Source organism: Lysinibacillus sp. PWR01 (assembly GCF_043359455.1).
Lineage (GTDB): Bacteria > Bacillota > Bacilli > Bacillales_A > Planococcaceae > Lysinibacillus > Lysinibacillus fusiformis_F.
The window spans coordinates 52,053-71,333 of record NZ_JBHERJ010000065.1; the positions used below are offsets into that span (position 1 = coordinate 52,053).

Sequence of the window (19,281 nt, forward strand, 5' to 3'; positions counted from 1 at the left end):
GGCTTTTTCCATAGAAATTTTAGAGAAATAATTCTCTTACTACTATTTTTATCATATGATAGGTGATTTTATATCTTTATTCATTTGTCTAGAGAGGATGACTTATGAGAGGAAGGAAAGGGGGAAACGTAACAGCAGAAGCAAATAGCAATGCTTCTACTGTTCAATAGTAAGATTATATTTGTAGTTTTTCCCATGCTTGCTTTGCTATTTGCTCATCAAATGTTGAAATTAGGCGAAAATTATGGCTGTCTAAAATGCGGAAATGCTGACTGATGACGTTTTGCTGTAGTCGAAAACCACCGTGCTCCTGAATGTTTTTCCACCATATGTATCCACCCATCGTTTTTTCTTTTGGCTGCAATGTTCCATTATTCGCGATTAAATCCACAACCTCTAATGGATCACCACCAAGCTCGTGCTGTAATATCGTGCTGTCCCGACACAATGTGCAAACAGTGACAGTGGTTGTCCAGCCGGCTAGTATTCGACCTTTTTCAATTTGGACAAGTGTTTTTTTGGATAGTCCTAGTAAATCACTCATTTGATCCTGTGTAAAAGATTTTTCTGTACGGATTAATTTCAGTTTTTCTGAAACGAGTGTGATTAATTGTTCACGATTCATCCTAACACCCCTTATTTTCAGATTGTTAAATTCCATTATACATGAAAGTAAAGATGCGTGTTTTTCTTTCAACATGGGAAGGTGAGGAGATGGACTAAAATTAAAACAGACTGCCCATAATGGACAGTCTATCGGATGTTAAATCTCATATTTTTTCGTATCAGAGATCACCCTGAAGTGGATGCCTTTAATCTGTGCACTTACTTTATGGCGAAGTGTATCAATATCTACAAGCTCCTCTTTATTTTTAACACACACAGCAATCTCTTGTAATAGCTTTGTAAAAGATTCTTTAAATAAGGAGCGCATATTATCGAAATCTAAACTACGAAAACTCCCATCAATATCGAAAGCTTCAACAGAATTTAATTGCTTAGATGCGCCTGCAAAACGATCATCGTAGACTGTGTAATTTTCATCTGTTACCACGATAATAAATAGAACTTCTCCCGTGATTGTTTTTAATTCAATATTTGTTTTGTGTTTTTTTACGTCAGTAATAATGTGAATACCATCTGAATGATATAGCTTAAATAATGTCATGTGTATGGCCCCCTGCAACTAGAATCATTTTTCTCTATTCATTATATAGTGAAATGGCTAATAATGGAATAAGGAATACCTGTTTCATACTATTACGATTGAACCTCTGTTTTGAGAGGGAGATTTTTTCGAAGAGGACGTACCTCAATATAATGAATTTGATGACCTTGTTGTTCATAGATGCTAAAAATGTAGGAGCCTAGCTCAATATTTTTTGATGCTTTAATGCCATTATTCACAGTTAAGAACCAACCACCTAATGTTTCCACTTCTTCGGCATCCAGCGTAATGTTTAATAGATTTTCCACATCTTCCACAAGCATCTTTGCATTTAATAAATAGTGATGATCTGTAATTTTTCGAATATCCGCAATTTCATCATCATCAAATTCATCTCGAATCTCACCAACAATTTCTTCTAATATATCTTCAACTGTTACTAGACCAGATGTGCCACCATATTCATCCATGAGGATGGCCATATGGATTCGTTCTTTTTGCATACGTACAAGTAATTCTTGGACTGGAATTGTTTCAATTACTCGAATGACAGGGTTAATGAAATCCTCCAGAACTAATGAGTCGTCTGTCAGTTGTTCAAGTAGACCATGCGTTAATAGTTCTTTGGCATTGATGAAACCTAATATATTATCTCGGTCACCATCATAGATCGGGTAACGCGTATATTTTTCAGCCGCAATGTAATGAATAATATTGGTAAATGATTCATTTTGTTCAATTCCAACAATTTCTGTTCGGGGAACCATAATTTCGCGCGCAATACGTTCGTCAAATTCGAAGACGTTATTGACATATTTGAGCTCAGATTTATTGATTTCACCACTTTTAAAGCTTTCAGACAGTAATAATCGCAATTCTTCCTCTGTATGAGAAAGCTCATGTTCGCTAGCAGGTTTCATGCCGAATAAACCAACTAACACGCGTGCAGAGCCGTTCAAGAACCAAATAAATGGATACATGATTTTATAGAAAAACATAATTGGTTTTGCGAAAAGAAGTGTAATGGATTCAGCTTTTTGAATGGCTGCCGTTTTTGGGGCTAGCTCGCCGACCACTACATGTAAAAACGTTGCAATGGCAAAGGCTGTTCCAATTGTAAAGATCGTCATATACTTATCGGAAATGCCGATCATTTCGAATAGCGGGTGAAGCATAAATTCAAATGTTTTTTCACCAACCATCCCGATACCAAGAGCTGTTACAGTAATTCCTAATTGACAGGCTGATAAGTATTCGTCTAAATGTTGAACAACATGCTTAGCAGCAATTGCTTTTTTATTGCCTTCTCCAACCAGTTGATCAAGTCTTGAGGAACGTACTTTTACAATGGCAAATTCTGTTGCCACGAAAAAGCCTGTTAAAGCTAATAAAATGGTAAAAATCGATAGGTTTATTATGGTCTCCAAATAGTCGTTCTGTAAAAACAGAACGTCACCTCCTAATTATGAATGAGTAATAATAAGGATTGCATCAATGCAATACTTTCGGGTGAAACATTTTTCTTAATCGTTTCAATTTTATTATCATCTTGCTTGTTCATTTGTGCTAGCAGAGAAGTGACATCATGCTCTAGATCTTGCATTTTTAAACGAAGCACTTGTACATCGATTTCTTCATAGGGTGTGATGTTTAACTCATGTTGGATTTGTACGAGTGAAAGCCCCTGTTGTTTGCGCTGTTCAATAAATTGAAGCCGTTTAATCATGGCTGGGTCATAGTAGCGATAATTTGTTGCAGAACGTTCTGCATCTAGCAAACCAATATTCGTATAGTAGTCGATTGTTCGTTTAGTAATGCCTGTTTTTTCTGCAAGCTCGCCAATTTTTAATTTCTCTGTCCCAATGCAAACACCTCCAAACCATCACGTGATACTTTGATTATAACGTGATGGTTTTAGTTTATTCAAATGATAGCCTCTAATATTTCGAAATTATAAAATTTCTTTACAAAAAAAATAACGTTTCTACCAGGATTAAATGGTAGAGACGTTACTAGGTTTACGGAAGTAAATAAGTATCATAGAGGTGATGGAGTGCTTCCTCACCATTTTTTTGTAAGAGAACTTCTTCATTATATGTAAGCGTTACGTTTGTGTGCTGGCTATCAATTTTGTCATCAATTATTTTACAGGTAACAGTTACAAAGCCTGATTCAGCAAGCTTTTCTTTCATCTCTTCACTCCATGCCTGATCAGAAAATAGTGGAGACTGCCAAATACCTCTCACATGTAGCTCATTTTTTTCAAGGTCATAATCCCAGCGTATGTCACGTAAAATAGTTTTAAATAGGTCATTAACCGTAAACGATGTATCTTTATAGTTAATGTCTAGAGCACGTATTGCATGGACATCTCGACTAACTGCACTAGCTGCGGAATTAGCAGCTGAATTGATGCCTGAAGCAGCATCTTTAATTTCTGATAATCGATTACCACAGCCAGAAAGTAGTGCGCAGATGCATGTGATACAAGCTACTTTTGTCATCCATTTCACAAGTAGTCCCTCCAGTCTAGTAAGTTGTTATTACTATCTTAACGAAAAGAAAAATACGAAGAAAGGGCATGAAGGCGGCAGATTGTGACGGTTTTGCAACGATGCGACCTCCACTTGATTGTTCGGCATTTGGGAAGAATAGAAGTCTGAAAATTTAGTAAAATTTCAAGAGAATGGGAGCGGTGTGTGATGAAAATTAATGATGAAATGCTTGATCGATTAGGAACATATTTTGTTTATCATGCTGTTTATGATAATTATGGTATTACGTTTGAAAACTTTGTGGAGCGTTGGCTACGAGGCATACTTGACATATAGTGAGCTGTACTGTAAAAACTCCTGGAAACAGGAGTTTTTATCTATAAAAAAGACATATATCCCTCTAATTTAGATACTTTACTCATAGTAACTAATGCTATAATTAGCTTAATTGGTTACTTCTCTATTACTTTCTATCTAAAGGGGGATGATACATATGAATTTATTGGGGAAAATACTTGCCACTGTCATTGGAACGGTATTTGTCGTATTTGCAGTTATAACAGCTGTGAATATTTATCAAACAAAAAATTTAACGATAGAAACAGCTCAAAAAATGGCACAGGCAGAAACATCTGATAATGCCTATCAGATTCAAATCCAGCTGGATTATGCAATGGATACAGCACGTACGCTTGCAGCCAATTTAACGACAATGGTGGAAGAACAAAAGGCTGATCGTGCTTTAACAGATGCTATGTTCCAACGTATTTTGAATAATAATGAGCAATTTATGGGTGTTTGGTCTGTATGGGAGCCTAATGCCTTTGACGGGCAAGATGAAAAATACGTCAATACAGATAGACATGATACAACAGGACGCTATGTTCCATTCTGGACGCGAGATGGCGATAGGATCGTTCATTCTCCTATTGTAGATTATGATACGTCTGATTTTTATCTTTTACCGAAACAAAAAGGGCAGGAAATGATTTTGGAACCATTTGTTTATCCTGTCGCTGGTAAGGATGTGCTATTAACGTCCATCATTGTGCCTGTTACGATTGACAATGAATTTAAAGGCATCGTGGCTGTGGACATGAGTTTAGAAACATTTGCTCAACTAAGCCAACAAGTAAAATTATTTGATAATGGCTATGGCTCGATTATCTCGAACAATGGCATGTTTGTGACACATCCAAACAATGATTATGTGACAATGCCACTTGCTGAGCAAGAACACTATACATATATAAAAGAGATCCAAACAGCCATTCAGCAGGGCAAGTCTTCCGTTATTCAGGATTTTTCAAGCTATTTACAAGAGGATAGCTATATTGTCACTGCTCCCATTCACATTGGGAAAACCGAGACACCGTGGTCATTGCTGGTCACAGTACCGACTCAAGAAGTATTAGCACAAACAACAAAGCTAACATGGACAATGGTTATCATAGGCGTTGCTGGTATGATTTATCTTTTAATCGTGTTAACATGGCTTATTCGTCGAATTGTTCGACCCATTGTATTGGCAGTGGCACAAGTACAAGCAGTAGCAGATGGAAATTTAGCAGTGGAACCATTAGCAGAGGATAGCAAGGACGAGCTTGGCCATTTAGCAAAGGCTGTCAATATCATGACAAGTAATACACGAACATTGATTCAAGAAGCGACGCAAATTTCAAATCAGGCGAGTGCCTATAGTGATCGACTCATGTCCTCCACAACTAATATGAGTGTTAGTATCGACCAAGTGCTAACAACAACAGGTGAGTTGGCAACAGGAGCAACCTTACAAGCCGAGCAAGCAGCCCTAACATTAGGCGTAACGCAAGAGGTTGAGCAGAAATTGCAAGCTATTCAAGTGGCAATTAAAGAAATGACGCAGCGCTCTCAGCAGACAACACAGGCATCCAAGCAAGGGTTGGTTCATGCGGAACAATCGATTCAAGGGATGGAGGCGATGGCGGAGCAAGTCACATTAACAGCATCTGTTGTCCAGCAGCTCAGTGACCAATCGACTGAAATTAATCGTATTTTACAAGTAATCGATGCCATTGCAGGTCAAACGGATTTATTAGCACTGAATGCGGCGATAGAGGCTGCTCGTGCAGGTGAGCATGGGAAAGGCTTCTCTGTCGTAGCGGAGGAAGTACGCAAACTTGCTGAGGGGTCCGCCAAATCGACAAGTCAAATTGCAGCGATTATAGATACAGTTGTGAAAGAGACCGTGAAAGCAAGCGATGCTATGCAAAATGTCGTGGCTGCTGTGCAAACCAACACACAGTATCTTGATGCCAATAAACAAGCACTTGATGCCATCTTACAGCATATCGTTGATACAGTAGCGCAAATTGACGAAGTGACAACTGCCTCTCATTTAATTCAAAAGGAGACAGTAGAGGTAGTACGAGCAGTAGAAAATATGACAGCTGTTAGCGAGCAATCCTCAGCAGGAACAGAGGAGCTATTAGCAACGATGGAGCAGCAAAATACCGCGGTTCATGAGCTGCAAAGTATGGCAGAAAGCTTAACAGCCATGACAAACTCCTTACAACAAACACTAGCAAAATTCCATTACTAATGGACAGCAGTAGCTGCGTGTCATCTTTTGTACAACGGGATGACATGCGGCTAAATTGTAAGTTGATTTCTATGTGGATTATTTTTCTGAATTTTTAGTTATTTATTGGTGCATAAATGCTATTATTTATTTAGTTGCTATAGGCAGGAGCTGGTACATGTGAAATTACTACATAAAATCTTACTGACAACATTATCTACAATGATGATTGTGTTCATCATTATTTTAAGTGTCAATATTGTAAAAACTAATTCATTAGCAGTGGATGATGCACGACAGCTTGCTCAATCGCGTGCGTCTGAAAGTGCATATAAAATGCAGATGGAACTTGATTATGCGATGGATACAGCGAGGACATTAGCCTCTAATCTCCAAACGATGGTAGCCAATCATAAGGGAGATCGTGATTTAGCAAACGACATGTTCAAACAATTACTTGAACAAAATAACACCTTTCTGGGGGTTTGGACGATTTGGGAGCCAAATGCCTTTGATGGACAAGATGCTCACTTTGCCAATATGGAAGGGCATGATGCATCAGGTCGCTTCCTTCCCTATTGGGCACGTAGCAACAATGATGTGACGGTCGCTCCGCTTGAAGACTATGAAACAAGTGATTATTATGTATTACCTAAAACGCTGAAGCAAGAGGTTATTTTAGAGCCGCTTTCTTACCCAATTGATGGACAAGAGGTATTGATGACTTCTACGGCTATTCCTATTCAAATAGATGGCAAGGTCGTTGGTATTGTTGGGGTTGATATAAGCTTAGAAACATTGGTAGCTATTAATAATGAAATTGTCCTATATGATACAGGGTATAGTGCCATTGTGTCACATAAAGGGATGTTTGTTTCCCATCCCTCTCCTGATTATGTCAATAGGCCGGTAGCTGAAACGGCAAAATATAAAAATTCAGATGAAATTTTGACTGCCGTTGAACAGGGCAAATCCTATATCGTAGAGGATTATTCATCTTATTTACAAAAACCTTCCTTTATTGCGATTTCACCTATTCAAATTGGTCAAACAGCGACACCGTGGGCATTGCAGGTAATTATTCCTTCCGATGAGGTAATGGCAGCCGCAAGTGAAGCGATGTGGCTGTCAATACTACTGGCCATTATTGGTATTATTGTGTTAGTTGTAGCCATTACTTGGATAGCTCAAAAGATCGTAAAACCAGTGGTTCAGACAGTGGAACAGGTCAAAACCATTGCTGCAGGAAATTTAGCCGTGGAGCCGTTACAGATTCGTTCGAAGGATGAAATTGGTGAGCTTGCACATGCCATGAATCATATGACAGACAATATGCGCGAGCTGTTACAAGCGGCTACACATATTTCCAATCAGGTGAATGTATACAGCGGTGAATTACGTTCTTCTACCAATGATATGAGCATCAGTATCGAACAGGTGTTGACGACAACAAGTGAGCTGGCGACAGGTGCTACCTTACAAGCCGAACAAGCATCTACCACATTGGGGGTCACACAGGAGGTTGAGCAGAAACTGCAAGCGATTCAAATGGCAATTGAGGAAATGCTACAGGATTCTCAGCTAACAACAGCGTCATCTAAACAAGGGTTGGTTCATGCAGAGCAGTCCATTCAAGGGATGGAGGCAATGTCTGAAAAAGTGTCACTGACAGCTACGGTTGTCCAACAGCTCAGTGACCAATCAACAGAAATTAATCGTATTTTACAAGTCATTAATGCTATCGCAGGTCAAACGGATTTATTAGCACTGAATGCGGCGATAGAAGCGGCTCGTGCAGGTGAGCATGGCAAGGGCTTCTCTATAGTAGCAGAGGAAGTACGAAAGCTTGCAGAAGAATCAGCCAAATCAACAAGCCAAATTGCCTTAATTATTGATATGGTTGTCAGGGAAGCGGCTAAGGCCAGTGATGCTATGCAAAGTGTTGTCTTAGCTGTGCAAACCAACACACAGTATATTGATGCCAATAAACAGGCACTTGATGCGATTTTACGCCATATAGTCGATACAGTAGCCCAAATTGATAATGTGACAGCTGCCTCCAGTGTCATTCAAAGGGAGACGCAGGAAGTTGTGCGTGCAGTGGAAAATATGACGGCTGTCAGCCAGCAATCTTCAGCAGGAACAGAGGAGCTATTGGCAACGATGGAACAGCAAAATTTAGCGGTTCATGACATCAATCGTAAGGCCCAGCAATTGGCAGCTATGACGGACTCTTTACAGGGAGCGCTAGCTAAATTTCAATATTAAATCGAAAGAGCTGTTGACAAGGTGAAGTTTTCATCCAACCTTGCCAACAGCTCTTCTACTTATTTAAAAAATTGTGTAATAAATTGATTCGCTTCCTGCCAGTTATAGACCCTTACAACATTATTAGGAACGGCAATACGATTGTATGGTGTATCAAATAACACAACAGGTATTTTTAATTCCTCTGCCAGCATCACCGCATTATCGTGCTTATCCTCAAAGAAAGCTTCTACATGATGTTTTTTAGCAGCAGCTAGTTTATCATGGCTGCCGAGAAGCTCAATATGATCGTATGGTATAGCTTGGGTATGAAACCAATTGACCGTGATGTCTGCAACATTTTCACCTCGTGCAGAAATATAATACAGCTCAAAATTATTTTTCCAAGCGGTTAAAATATTTCTTGCATCTTTTGCTACCTCAGAGACTTCGTACATATAAGGCTCATTTTCCTTAAACCAAGTATTAAAGGCACTTCGGTCAATAGGGTGTGGAAAGGCAGATAAAAAATCATATTCACAAACATCGTCCAGCGTAATATTTACATTGTATTGTTTATTAATATGTGGAATGAGTGTACTTGGACATGTCACAGTCCCATCAATATCAATACCAAAGCGGGGCTTTTTCATGCTAGCACCTCCTTAGGCATTCGCTTTTTGTGCTTCTTCCGCTGCACGTTTTTCTTCCATTTCTGCTGCTAATTTATCAATTTCTTTCTTCAGTTCTTCCACCATTGTTTCTTCTGGCACTTTACGAACTGTTTTCCCCTTCATAAATAGTAAGCCTTCACCACGAGCACCGGCGATACCGATATCTGCTTCTCGTGCTTCCCCAGGACCGTTTACTGCACAGCCTAGAACAGCTACTTTTAAAGGTACACTTAATTTTGAAATATATTCCTCTACTTCATTTGCGATAGAAATTAAATCAATTTCAATGCGTCCACATGTTGGACAAGAAATCAGTGTGGCCATATTAGAAGCGAGACCAAATGATTTTAATAGTTCTCGTGCTACTTTGATCTCTTCTACAGGGTCAGCAGAAAGGGAGATACGTAATGTGTTCCCAATGCCTTTTGAGAGGATGGCTCCAAGACCTGCTGCTGATTTAACAGTACCCGCAAATAATGTCCCTGACTCTGTAATTCCTAAATGGAGCGGATAATTAAAGGCTTTAGCCGCTTTTTCATAGGCTTCAATAGCAAGATTAACATCAGATGCCTTCATTGACACGATAATATCGTGGAAGTCCAAGTCTTCCAAAATTTTAATATGGTGTAGTGCAGATTCAACCATACCATCAGCTGTAGGATAGCCGTATTTTTCTAAAATATGACGCTCTAATGAACCGGCATTTACACCAATACGAATGGGTATACCTTTCGCTTTGGCTGCATTGACAACAGCTTCCACTTTTTCTTTACGACCAATATTACCTGGATTAATACGTACTTTATCGATACCATTTTCAATGGCTTTTAATGCTAATCTATAATCAAAATGAATATCAGCTACTAATGGAATATGAATACGTTTTTTGATTTCGGCAATCGCATCCGCTGCACGTTCATCTGGTACAGCAACACGAACAATTTGACAGCCCGCTTCCTCAAGACGCAGAATTTCTGCAACTGTTGCTTCTACATCATGTGTTTTGGTTGTACACATACTTTGAATGAATAATTCATTACTACCACCAATTGTTAAGTTACCGACACGCACCGGACGCGTATTTGAACGGTGACAAATTTCACTCATTAACTTTCTCTCCTTTTCGGGCCACTATTTTCAGCCGTCACTGTCATTTATTTTAGCAGTGTAAGAAAATAAGGACAAGGAAGAAACGCTAACTTTTCATTTTCCGCAATTGTTTTCAAGCTCAAACGAGAGAGGGAGCTTGATATTTTCACCTGGAACTAGTGCTTGTAATTGTAAGTGTGGGTTTAAGTTGTAAAAAAGTTGTAAGCGTTCTGGAAAGGTCATGGGAACTTTTGCAGGGTGTAGGGCAAATAAACTATGGACGGTATCTCCTTCAATCGTTTGTACGGTAATATAATTTGGCTCACGCTGTTTTTCACAAAGTCCATTTTCTGAGCTCTTTGTGGATAAAGCCGCAAGCGGGATGGACCCTTCTGTTAAATCTACTTTGACGACAAAGGCAATTACGATGATGATAGTTGTTAAGATGAATGCGCGCAAAAAATCCCCTCCTTTTCTACACTATATTGAGAAGAGAGGGGATTCATGCACATTATTTTATATTTGGTTGTTTTGGATATTTTGTAAAGGCCACAATTAATAGAGAAATGGTTAAAAATAAAGAGAGTACAGTGATAACAGTACTGTTAACGGGCAAATAGTCTGCTAGCATCGATAGTAACGTTGCCCAAGTGATAGCAAAAGTTGTTGTTCTCCAGATGTGGCGATATTCACCTCGACGCTTCATCGCTTTCAAGATAAATAAACCTGCTAAAGCATAAAGGGCAATTTGTGCAAAAATAAGCATTGTTGTCACGACGAAAAGCATTAGGAAGGTGAATGGGTATAAAAGCCATTTAATGCCCTCTATGTAATCTGTTAAACCAGTTAAACTATCCATATCAAATGTATCAACAGACATACCTGCTGCAAAGCGACCTAAAGAGAATACGGACACAATGGTAATAAGTAGAAAAGTATATTGAATAACCTTTCCAATAGGTAATAAACGATAGGCTGCTAGTTTTTTAGGATGTATAAGACTATCGATAAAAAGCTGTGAGTGTTTCATACTATATCTCCTCCAATCGATATTTTAACATGTTCAAAGAAGACAAGATATGAAAGAAGTATAAATGAGGAGGGTCTTGATGTTAAAATGTTAACATTATGTAAAGAAGTTAAAGGAATTCTTTACTTTTTGTTTGGAATCATTTAATGATTAGAACTAGAGTAGTAGAGATGTAGGAATTGGAGCGAAAACAATTGACAATAGATTGGCAAAGCATACTCTTTCAGTTTTTAGGTGGGTTAGGGGTCTTTTTATTTTCCATTAAATTCATGGGAGACGGGCTTCAAAAATCAGCGGATGATCGGTTGCGAGAATGGTTAAATCGCTTTACCACAAACCCGATTATGGGTGTCCTGGTAGGGATATTTGTAACGATTTGCATACAATCAAGTTCTGCCACAACAGTCATAACTGTAGGGTTAGTGAGTGCTGGTTTTTTAACATTGCGTCAAGCAATTGGTGTCATCATGGGAGCAAATATCGGTACTACCATAACGGCATTTATTATTGGTATTAATATTGGACTCTATTTTTACCCTTTATTGGCAATTGGTGCAGGCTGTTTATTTTTCTTAAAGAAAGCAACATATCAACATATTGGTCAAATTCTGTTTGGCTTTGGCGGTTTGTTTTTAGGACTAGAGTTGATGAGTGCTAGTATGCAGGCGTTACATCAGCTTGCAGATTTTGCATCGTTAACGCTTCACCTAAGTAATCAACCGATATTAGGCATATTTTTAGGAACCATTTTCACCTTACTTGTGCAAAGCTCTACCGCAACAGTTGGGGTGCTGCAAGGTTTATATGCTGAGCAGTTAATTGGTTTAAATAGTGCTTTACCGATTTTATTCGGTGAAAATATTGGCACGACCATTACAGCTGTTTTAGCTTCTCTTGGTGCTTCTATTTACGCTAAGCGCGCAGCAGCGGCTCATGTGCTATTTAATGTCATTGGGACGATCATTTTCATGTTATTGTTTACACCGTTTATGCAATATGTACAGTGGATCAGTGGGGTATTTCATTTAGAGCCTCGCATGCAAATTGCCATTGCTCATGGCTCATTCAATGTGTTTAATATGATGATCCAACTACCATTTATTGCTGGACTCGCAGCATTGGTTACGAAGTTACTACCAGGACATGATGGCAATATTAATGTAACAACAAAGCATTTAGATCCTTCATTCATCGATGCCTCTCCTGCCATTGCGCTTGGTCAAGCTAAAGAAGAGGTATTGCGAATGGGTGAACATGCATTGCGTGGGTTGGAAGAAACCTTTTTATATATGAAATCAGGAGAGGCGGAACATATCCCAACGGTGCTACAGCTAGAAGTCGGCCTTAATCATCTAGACAATGAAATTACTGATTATTTAGTAATGGTGTCTAAGCAGCCTCTTTCTCGTGCAGACTCAGTGAGACATCATAGCTTACTAACAAATGTAAGAGACTTTGAGCGAATTGGAGATCACTTTGAAAATATATTAGAGCTTTTACAATACAAGGATCATCATGAGGTAAGCTTAAGTAAATCAGCACGACAAGATTTAATTGGTATGTTTAGTTTAGCCATAGAGGCGGTACGTAAAAGTATAGAAGCATTGGATACGGCAAGCTTAAGTTTAGCTCAAGAAGTAACAGAGCTAGAAAGCTTGATAGATGATATGGAAGATAAACTGCGTCAAAAGCATATTGCACGATTAAATACGAATGAATGTAGTGGAGCGGCAGGAATTGTTTATATGGATATCGTTAGCAATCTAGAGCGTATAGGAGACCATGCAGTCAACATTGCAGATTCTATTTTAGGCATTCGTCATTAATGAAATGAAACTTTTCACTTTGTTATTCCGTATGAAAGGCAATGCACGTTAAAGGAGAGAAACGTTATGGAAGTTGTTGGCTGGATCTTAGTGATTGCCTGCTTTATGATTTCATTTATTGGTTTAGTATATCCGATAATTCCCGGTGTACTGTTTTTAGTCGGTGGATTTTTGCTCTATGGCTTATTTTTCTCATTCGCAGAGCTAAGCTGGTGGTTTTGGGTCATTGAAATACTATTTGTCGTGTTGTTATTTGGGGCAGATACTGTGGCAAATGCGTTTGGCATTAAAAAGTTTGGTGGTTCCAATGCGGGAATGTGGGGCAGCACCATCGGTTTATTGATTGGTCCATTTGTTATCCCAGTGGCGGGGATTTTAATCGGACCATTTCTAGGGGCTGTGATTGCTGAACTAATCGTTGAGAAACGTACATTTAGTGAGGCGGTAAAAAGTGGTGTGGGTTCTTTAATTGGCTTTTTGACATCTACTGTTGCAAAGGCCGTTATTCAAATTGTGATGATTATTGTATTTTTTATCGCCATTTAATGCCTCCCTTTGAAGGTTTAGTGTGTTGGATGAAAGGGTAAGATAGTAAACGTATCGGTATTTCAGTCAAAAGGCTGAAATCTTCAAATTGAAGTATTTTTCGTTGAATGGTTTGACCAATTTTGATAATCTAAGGATGTACTAATTATTTCTTATTTTAGGGAGGAACTTAACAATGGCTTACGAATTACCACAATTAACTTACGCTTATGACGCATTAGAACCACATATCGATGCAAAAACAATGGAAATTCACCATTCTAAACACCACAATACTTATGTAACAAACTTAAACGCAGCAGTAGAAGGTACTGAATTTGCAGAAAAAGACATTAACGACTTAATCGCAAACCTTGATGCTCTTCCAGCTGACAAACAAACTGCTGTACGCAACAACGGTGGCGGACATGCTAACCATACATTATTCTGGGAAGTAATCGCTCCAGGCGGTTCAAATACACCAGTTGGCGAAGTTGCAAAAGCAATCGATGCTAAATTCGGTTCTTTCGATGCTTTCAAAGAAGAATTTGCAAAAGCTGCTACAACTCGCTTCGGTTCAGGTTGGGCTTGGTTAATCGTTGATGGTGACTCAGTTGCTGTTACGTCTACTCCAAACCAAGACTCTCCAGTAATGGAAGGTAAAACACCAGTTTTAGGCCTAGATGTATGGGAACATGCATACTACCTAAACTACCAAAACCGTCGTCCAGATTACATCGGTGCTTTCTGGAACGTAGTAAACTGGGATGTAGTGGAAGCTAAATTCCAAGCTGCAAAATAAGAATGAATAATCGGCTGTGCCTAAAGTGAGCAATCACGGAGGCATAGCCTTTTTTTATTGGATAAAACAGCAAAAATAAGGGAGAGAATCTAGAAATATACGGATAGAGGAACCTAAATAAATAGAGAGCGTGAAATAGGGCAACCTTTCTACATAAAGTACCGTCAAATAAATGATGTTTTACATAAGAATTCATAAGTGCGTGCTTTTCTGTCATACCTTCGAATGGTATACTAGGTATCGTGTATTGAAATGATCAGAAGATGAGGAGGGGAATGCATATGCGCAAAGCACCAGGGAAAAATCGCGCGGCGAGTGTTAAAGCAAAACATCATTCTAATTTAACATTTCGTATGAATATCCTTTTCTTTGCAATATTTATCGTATTTTCAATGTTAATTTTTAGACTTGGTTATATGCAAATCGTCAAAGGGGAAGATTATGTACGTGATTTAGAGCGTAAAGAAGAGGTACCTGTCAATACAAGTGTGCCGAGGGGACGTATGTATGATCGATACGGACGTATTTTAGTGGATAATCACCCGGAAAATGCCATTACGTATACGAAAATGCAAACGACCACAACAGAGGAGATGCTTGATATCGCGAAAAAGCTGGCGCAATTAATTGAACAGCCAACGAAGCGTGTCACGTTGCGTGATAAACAGGATTTCTGGATCCTACAAAATCATGATGCTGCCTATGAAAAAATCACGAAGGCAGAAGAGGATAAAATTCGAGCACAAGAAAATATTACAACAAGTCAAATCAATGCAGAAATTGATAAATTGGTACGCGAACGTATAACGAATGATGAACTTTTACAATTAACAGAGGCAGATTTAGAAGTATTAGCGATTTATCGTGAGATGGTATCTGGCTATAATTTATCTCCTCAAATTATTAAAAGTGAAAATGTATCAGCGGATGAATTTGCCCGTGTATCTGAGCGTTTAACAGAATTACCAGGCGTGAATACAACAACAGATTGGAAACGCGTCAAATTATCGTCTTTATCTATTCTTGGCCGAACAACGGTCCCAACAAAAGGGATACCGAAAGAAAAGCTTAATTATTATTTAGCACGTGACTACTCACGTAATGACCGTGTGGGAGAAAGTTATATTGAAGCACAATATGAAGAATTACTACAAGGTCAAAAAACCGTTGTTAAAAACATTACCAATAAAAAAGGCCAGGTAGTCGACACCGTGACAACCTATGAAGGGGAGCCAGGTAAAGATTTAATCCTTTCATTGGATAGTGAGTTACAGGCGGAAACGGATAAGATTGTGGAAGAAGAATTGCTTAATTTAAAGGCACTTCCAGGCTCCTATTTATTAGACCGTGCCTTCCTAATCATGATGGATCCAAATACAGGCGACATTTTATCGATGGTTGGTAAAAAAATAGAGAAAGATCCTGAAACAGGAAAAAATATGGTCGTTGACTATGCATATGGATCATTTACAACGGCTTATGAAGCAGGTTCATCGGTTAAAGCAGCGACCGTTCTTACTGGTTACAATCAAGGCGTTATATCCATGGGCACTTCTATGGGGGATGAGCCTATTAAATTAGCTAGCACTGACCCTAAAGCGTCTATTTTTAACCGTTATGGCTATGTACCAATGAATGACCTGTTGGCATTAGAACGTTCTTCCAACTCCTATATGTTTAAGATTGCGTTACTGCTTAATGGAACACCTTATAGTTATGGTATGCCATTACGCTTAAAGGACGATACGTTCTCAAAAATGCGTAATAATTATGCGCAATTTGGATTAGGTGTGAAAACAGGCATTGATTTACCAAATGAATTTAGTGGGGTGCGTGGTCCATCAGGTCCAACAATGGGTGGTAAAACACTTGACTTGGCTATTGGTCAGTATGATACGTATACACCACTTCAACTTGCGCAATATATTTCAACAGTTGCCAATGGTGGCTATCGTATTCAGCCACATGTTGTGAAACAGGTTCGTGATCCATCTCAAGATGGCAAACAATTAGGCCAATTAGTGACAGAAATAGGACCAACTATTTTGAATCAAATTGATAATCCTAGAGAAGAGATCGATTATGTAAAACAGGGGCTACGTCGTGTATATACTGGTTCATATGGTACAGCAAAAGCTCAATTTGCGGATACGCCATATACAGCTGCAGGGAAAACAGGGACAGCAGAGGTAGTTTATTATGGTCCATTACGTGAGCACTACGGTACAAACACGATTAACTTAACACATGTTGGTTTTGCACCATATGAAAATCCTGAAATTGCCTATGCAGTTGTTATCCCATGGGTTAATACAAATTTAGCTCCACACTATTATCAAAATAATGTCATTGCTAGACGTTCATTAGATAAGTATTTTGAATTAAAAGCAAAATACCAAGCTGAAAAAGTGACAGATAGCAATGTAAAACAGCCAATTTTACCAGCGATTACAGAAGAAAAAATTGGTGAGGATGAGCAGGAATAAAGGGCATTTGAGATGCTCTAATATAAAAACGGATTTGGAAAATTTATTTTCCAAATTCGTTTTTATTTTTACTCTTTTCAAGACTAGTCATGAATTTTAAATGATGTTACGCTAATCCTTAAGTAAATATGGAATGTGTAGCTTATGATGGCAATGATAAGTCATTGAATATGAGCTAGTTGATTTCTATTCACTATAAAAACAACAGGGGTGGTTGAGATGCGGGGGAGTATACAGAAAAAGATGACGCTCTATTTTTCTCTAGTAGTGTTCATTATTTCTATATTGATTGCATGGTCGACCTATCGTTCTTCAGTACAGTTAATTGAAGAATCTTTAAGCAACGTAGCGGGAACGATAGCCATGCAATCATTAAGTAAAATCGATATAGATCGATACGAAAAAGAAATCACATTAGCAGCAGATCAAGATTTAACGTACTATTATGATTTACGAGAGACGCTAAATGATTATCGTGAGTCAACAGGTCTTGTCTATTTATATACGATGGGACGTAATCAAACAGCGAATGGATATGATTATTTTTATATGGTAGATGGCTTACCAGTAGGTGATGACAATGAGTCTCTTTTAGGTGAAAAAGAGGACAGCCCAGAAATTTTGCCACGAATTGAAAAAACGTTTGAAACAGGCAGCGCGCAAATTGAAATGACAAATGAAGCGTCATATGGCGCACTGATTTCAGCCTATATTCCCATAAGAGCAAGCTCTGGCGAAGTAATTGGAATTATTGGTGCGGATTTAGATGCTACAGCGATTTATGCAGAAATGGCGACGCAAAAGAGAAATTTAATACTCTTTATTGGTGTGGCCTTGCTAGTGAGTATGATTGCGGTTTATAGTTTGAGCTCCTATCTAGTAGCCCCTATAAAAAAACTGGCAGATCAGGTGAAAAAAATTGGAGAAGGCGATTTATCAACAACTATTGAAACAACAAGATCAGATGAAATTGGCACTTTAACAATAGCTTTTCAAAAAATGACCAACCACTTAAGGCAGGTTATTCAAGGCATTCACCAACATTCCTCCAACCTTGCTTCCATGTCTAGCAATCAATTAAGCCATATGGAGGAAATAAAACAGGGGAATGATATTGTAGAGAAAACAATGACGGAATTAGCATTAGGTTCTGAGGAGCAAGCAATAGCAACCGTCGATATCTCGGAAATGATGAAGGATTTTACTATCCAAATAGACGATGCTAATCAAAAAGGCACAGTTCTACATACAGAGTCTGTAGATGTTCTTGCATTAACAGACCAAGGCTATAAACATATCATAGAGGCAGAAAAGCAAATAACCATTCTTTATAAAAATGTGGAGGACTCGGTGGAGCAAGTAAAGAGGCTGGACCATCAAACAAGGGATATTTCGAGCTTAGTGCAGGTGATTGAAGGAATTGCAGACCAAACGAACTTATTAGCGTTAAATGCAGCCATTGAAGCAGCACGTGCGGGAGAACAAGGTAAAGGTTTTGCGATTGTAGCCGATGAGGTACGAAAGCTGGCGGAAGAGGTAAAGAGCTCCATTGGTGATATTACTGCTATAGTTACAGGTGTGCAAAGAGAATCCAGTGAAGTGACGAAATTGTTAGAACAAGGATATCAGCAAGCAGACAAAGGGACAACCACATTAAGAGAAACAGGTAAAACTTTCACTCATATTTATGAAGCTGTTGAACAAATGCAGCAACAAATTCATGGTATTGCACATGATGTACAAAGTATTTCAGAACGTGGTAGTAATATGAATAATTCGCTTGAAAATGTAGCTGCTGTGACAGAAGAGGCACAGGCAGGGGTGGAAAATACATCGGCACTTATTCAAAAATCCACTATAGCGATCGTTGACATTGTGCACAATTCAGAGGAACTTGTCAAAATTGCTGATGAACTCAATCAGTCAGTCGCAAAATTTAAACTAAACTAAGTAGTGAAAGGGACGTTTGCATAGCAAAACGTCCCTTTCATGTTGTTGAAAAAAGCTCATGTCTCTAACAGAAAAAGACCTTTTGGCAAGGCGAGAGGTTGATTTCCGTTACGTCAGCGTCCTTTCCAGGGGGCGTCCGATGAGCCGCTTCACTCACTTACGTTCGCTCCAGGGTCTCATCTGTGACGCAAAATCCCCTTGGAGTGACGCTGGCTCCACTCCAATCAACCATTCTGCAAAAGTGTCTCTTCCTTATCTTTCATACTAGAGGTAGCGATCAAAATAGCCCATTATTTGTATGATTAGTGAGAGGATAGGCTCTTATTTTCAATTTGGAGAAGTGATGAGTGACAACTCCCTCCATAAAATGAGTAGTGAAAACCTTTGCTAAAAAGATAATATTTTTATGGATTGGTGTGGAAGGCTATT

Annotated in this window: 17 protein-coding genes; 8 read left to right on the plus strand and 9 right to left on the minus strand. The window is 38.7% G+C overall.

Going from position 1 to position 19,281, the window contains the following annotated elements; translation table 11 throughout:
• Positions 1-175: 175 nt before the first annotated feature.
• From ACEVFT_RS13100 to ACEVFT_RS13120, 5 genes are all read right to left on the minus strand, one after another.
• Complete coding sequence (locus ACEVFT_RS13100) at positions 176-625, minus strand: helix-turn-helix transcriptional regulator (protein ID WP_205444392.1); 450 nt, start codon at positions 623-625, stop codon at positions 176-178.
• A gap of 138 nt (positions 626-763) precedes the next feature.
• Entirely contained in the window at positions 764-1,168 is a 405-nt protein-coding gene (locus ACEVFT_RS13105; RefSeq protein ID WP_004227282.1) for a hypothetical protein, read from the minus strand.
• Positions 1,169-1,260: 92 nt separating this feature from the next.
• On the minus strand, positions 1,261-2,595 hold the full coding sequence (locus tag ACEVFT_RS13110; RefSeq protein ID WP_393950227.1) for a hemolysin family protein: 1,335 nt from the start codon (positions 2,593-2,595) through the stop codon (positions 1,261-1,263).
• A gap of 32 nt (positions 2,596-2,627) precedes the next feature.
• Positions 2,628-3,032 carry a MerR family transcriptional regulator gene (locus ACEVFT_RS13115; RefSeq protein WP_393950238.1) on the minus strand — a complete coding sequence of 135 codons (405 nt, stop codon included), beginning with the start codon at positions 3,030-3,032 and terminating at the stop codon, positions 2,628-2,630.
• 154 nt (positions 3,033-3,186) lie between these two features.
• A complete protein-coding gene (locus tag ACEVFT_RS13120) occupies positions 3,187-3,672 on the minus strand; it encodes a hypothetical protein (protein WP_393950239.1) in 486 nt (161 codons plus the stop codon).
• Positions 3,673-3,870: 198 nt separating this feature from the next.
• Between ACEVFT_RS13120 and ACEVFT_RS13125 the strand changes: the two genes are divergently transcribed.
• The 3 genes from ACEVFT_RS13125 to ACEVFT_RS13135 all read left to right on the plus strand — a co-directional run bounded on the left by ACEVFT_RS13125 (position 3,871) and on the right by ACEVFT_RS13135 (position 8,491).
• On the plus strand, positions 3,871-3,999 hold the full coding sequence (locus ACEVFT_RS13125) for a hypothetical protein (protein ID WP_004227289.1): 129 nt from the start codon (positions 3,871-3,873) through the stop codon (positions 3,997-3,999).
• Between the two features lie 157 nt (positions 4,000-4,156).
• The gene (locus ACEVFT_RS13130; protein ID WP_393950229.1) at positions 4,157-6,244 is read left to right on the plus strand and encodes a methyl-accepting chemotaxis protein; all 2,088 of its coding nucleotides are present in this window, start codon (positions 4,157-4,159) and stop codon (positions 6,242-6,244) included.
• Positions 6,245-6,403: 159 nt separating this feature from the next.
• Complete coding sequence (locus ACEVFT_RS13135) at positions 6,404-8,491, plus strand: methyl-accepting chemotaxis protein (RefSeq protein ID WP_393950231.1); 2,088 nt, start codon at positions 6,404-6,406, stop codon at positions 8,489-8,491.
• Positions 8,492-8,550: 59 nt separating this feature from the next.
• Here ACEVFT_RS13135 and ACEVFT_RS13140 read toward each other — a convergent pair whose 3' ends face one another.
• The 4 genes from ACEVFT_RS13140 to ACEVFT_RS13155 all read right to left on the minus strand — a co-directional run bounded on the left by ACEVFT_RS13140 (position 8,551) and on the right by ACEVFT_RS13155 (position 11,263).
• Positions 8,551-9,123: a 5' nucleotidase, NT5C type gene (locus ACEVFT_RS13140; protein WP_342532968.1), complete on the minus strand. Its 573-nt coding sequence runs from the start codon at positions 9,121-9,123 to the stop codon at positions 8,551-8,553.
• Between the two features lie 12 nt (positions 9,124-9,135).
• Positions 9,136-10,251, minus strand: coding sequence for a flavodoxin-dependent (E)-4-hydroxy-3-methylbut-2-enyl-diphosphate synthase (gene ispG / locus ACEVFT_RS13145; protein ID WP_155591574.1), 1,116 nt, complete (start codon positions 10,249-10,251; stop codon positions 9,136-9,138).
• Between the two features lie 96 nt (positions 10,252-10,347).
• Positions 10,348-10,692: a hypothetical protein gene (locus ACEVFT_RS13150; RefSeq protein ID WP_205444383.1), complete on the minus strand. Its 345-nt coding sequence runs from the start codon at positions 10,690-10,692 to the stop codon at positions 10,348-10,350.
• Between the two features lie 52 nt (positions 10,693-10,744).
• Positions 10,745-11,263: a DUF1189 family protein gene (locus ACEVFT_RS13155; protein WP_205444381.1), complete on the minus strand. Its 519-nt coding sequence runs from the start codon at positions 11,261-11,263 to the stop codon at positions 10,745-10,747.
• A gap of 194 nt (positions 11,264-11,457) precedes the next feature.
• On the opposite strand from ACEVFT_RS13155, the gene ACEVFT_RS13160 reads away from it, so the two are divergent.
• The 5 genes from ACEVFT_RS13160 to ACEVFT_RS13180 all read left to right on the plus strand — a co-directional run bounded on the left by ACEVFT_RS13160 (position 11,458) and on the right by ACEVFT_RS13180 (position 18,852).
• Complete coding sequence (locus tag ACEVFT_RS13160; RefSeq protein WP_205444379.1) at positions 11,458-13,089, plus strand: Na/Pi cotransporter family protein; 1,632 nt, start codon at positions 11,458-11,460, stop codon at positions 13,087-13,089.
• 66 nt (positions 13,090-13,155) lie between these two features.
• On the plus strand, positions 13,156-13,635 hold the full coding sequence (locus ACEVFT_RS13165; protein WP_205444378.1) for a DUF456 domain-containing protein: 480 nt from the start codon (positions 13,156-13,158) through the stop codon (positions 13,633-13,635).
• Between the two features lie 175 nt (positions 13,636-13,810).
• Complete coding sequence (locus ACEVFT_RS13170) at positions 13,811-14,416, plus strand: superoxide dismutase (RefSeq protein WP_016995356.1); 606 nt, start codon at positions 13,811-13,813, stop codon at positions 14,414-14,416.
• Positions 14,417-14,697: 281 nt separating this feature from the next.
• Positions 14,698-16,902, plus strand: coding sequence for a peptidoglycan D,D-transpeptidase FtsI family protein (locus ACEVFT_RS13175; RefSeq protein WP_393950234.1), 2,205 nt, complete (start codon positions 14,698-14,700; stop codon positions 16,900-16,902).
• Positions 16,903-17,145: 243 nt separating this feature from the next.
• Complete coding sequence (locus ACEVFT_RS13180; RefSeq protein ID WP_393950236.1) at positions 17,146-18,852, plus strand: methyl-accepting chemotaxis protein; 1,707 nt, start codon at positions 17,146-17,148, stop codon at positions 18,850-18,852.
• Positions 18,853-19,281 lie beyond the last annotated feature (429 nt).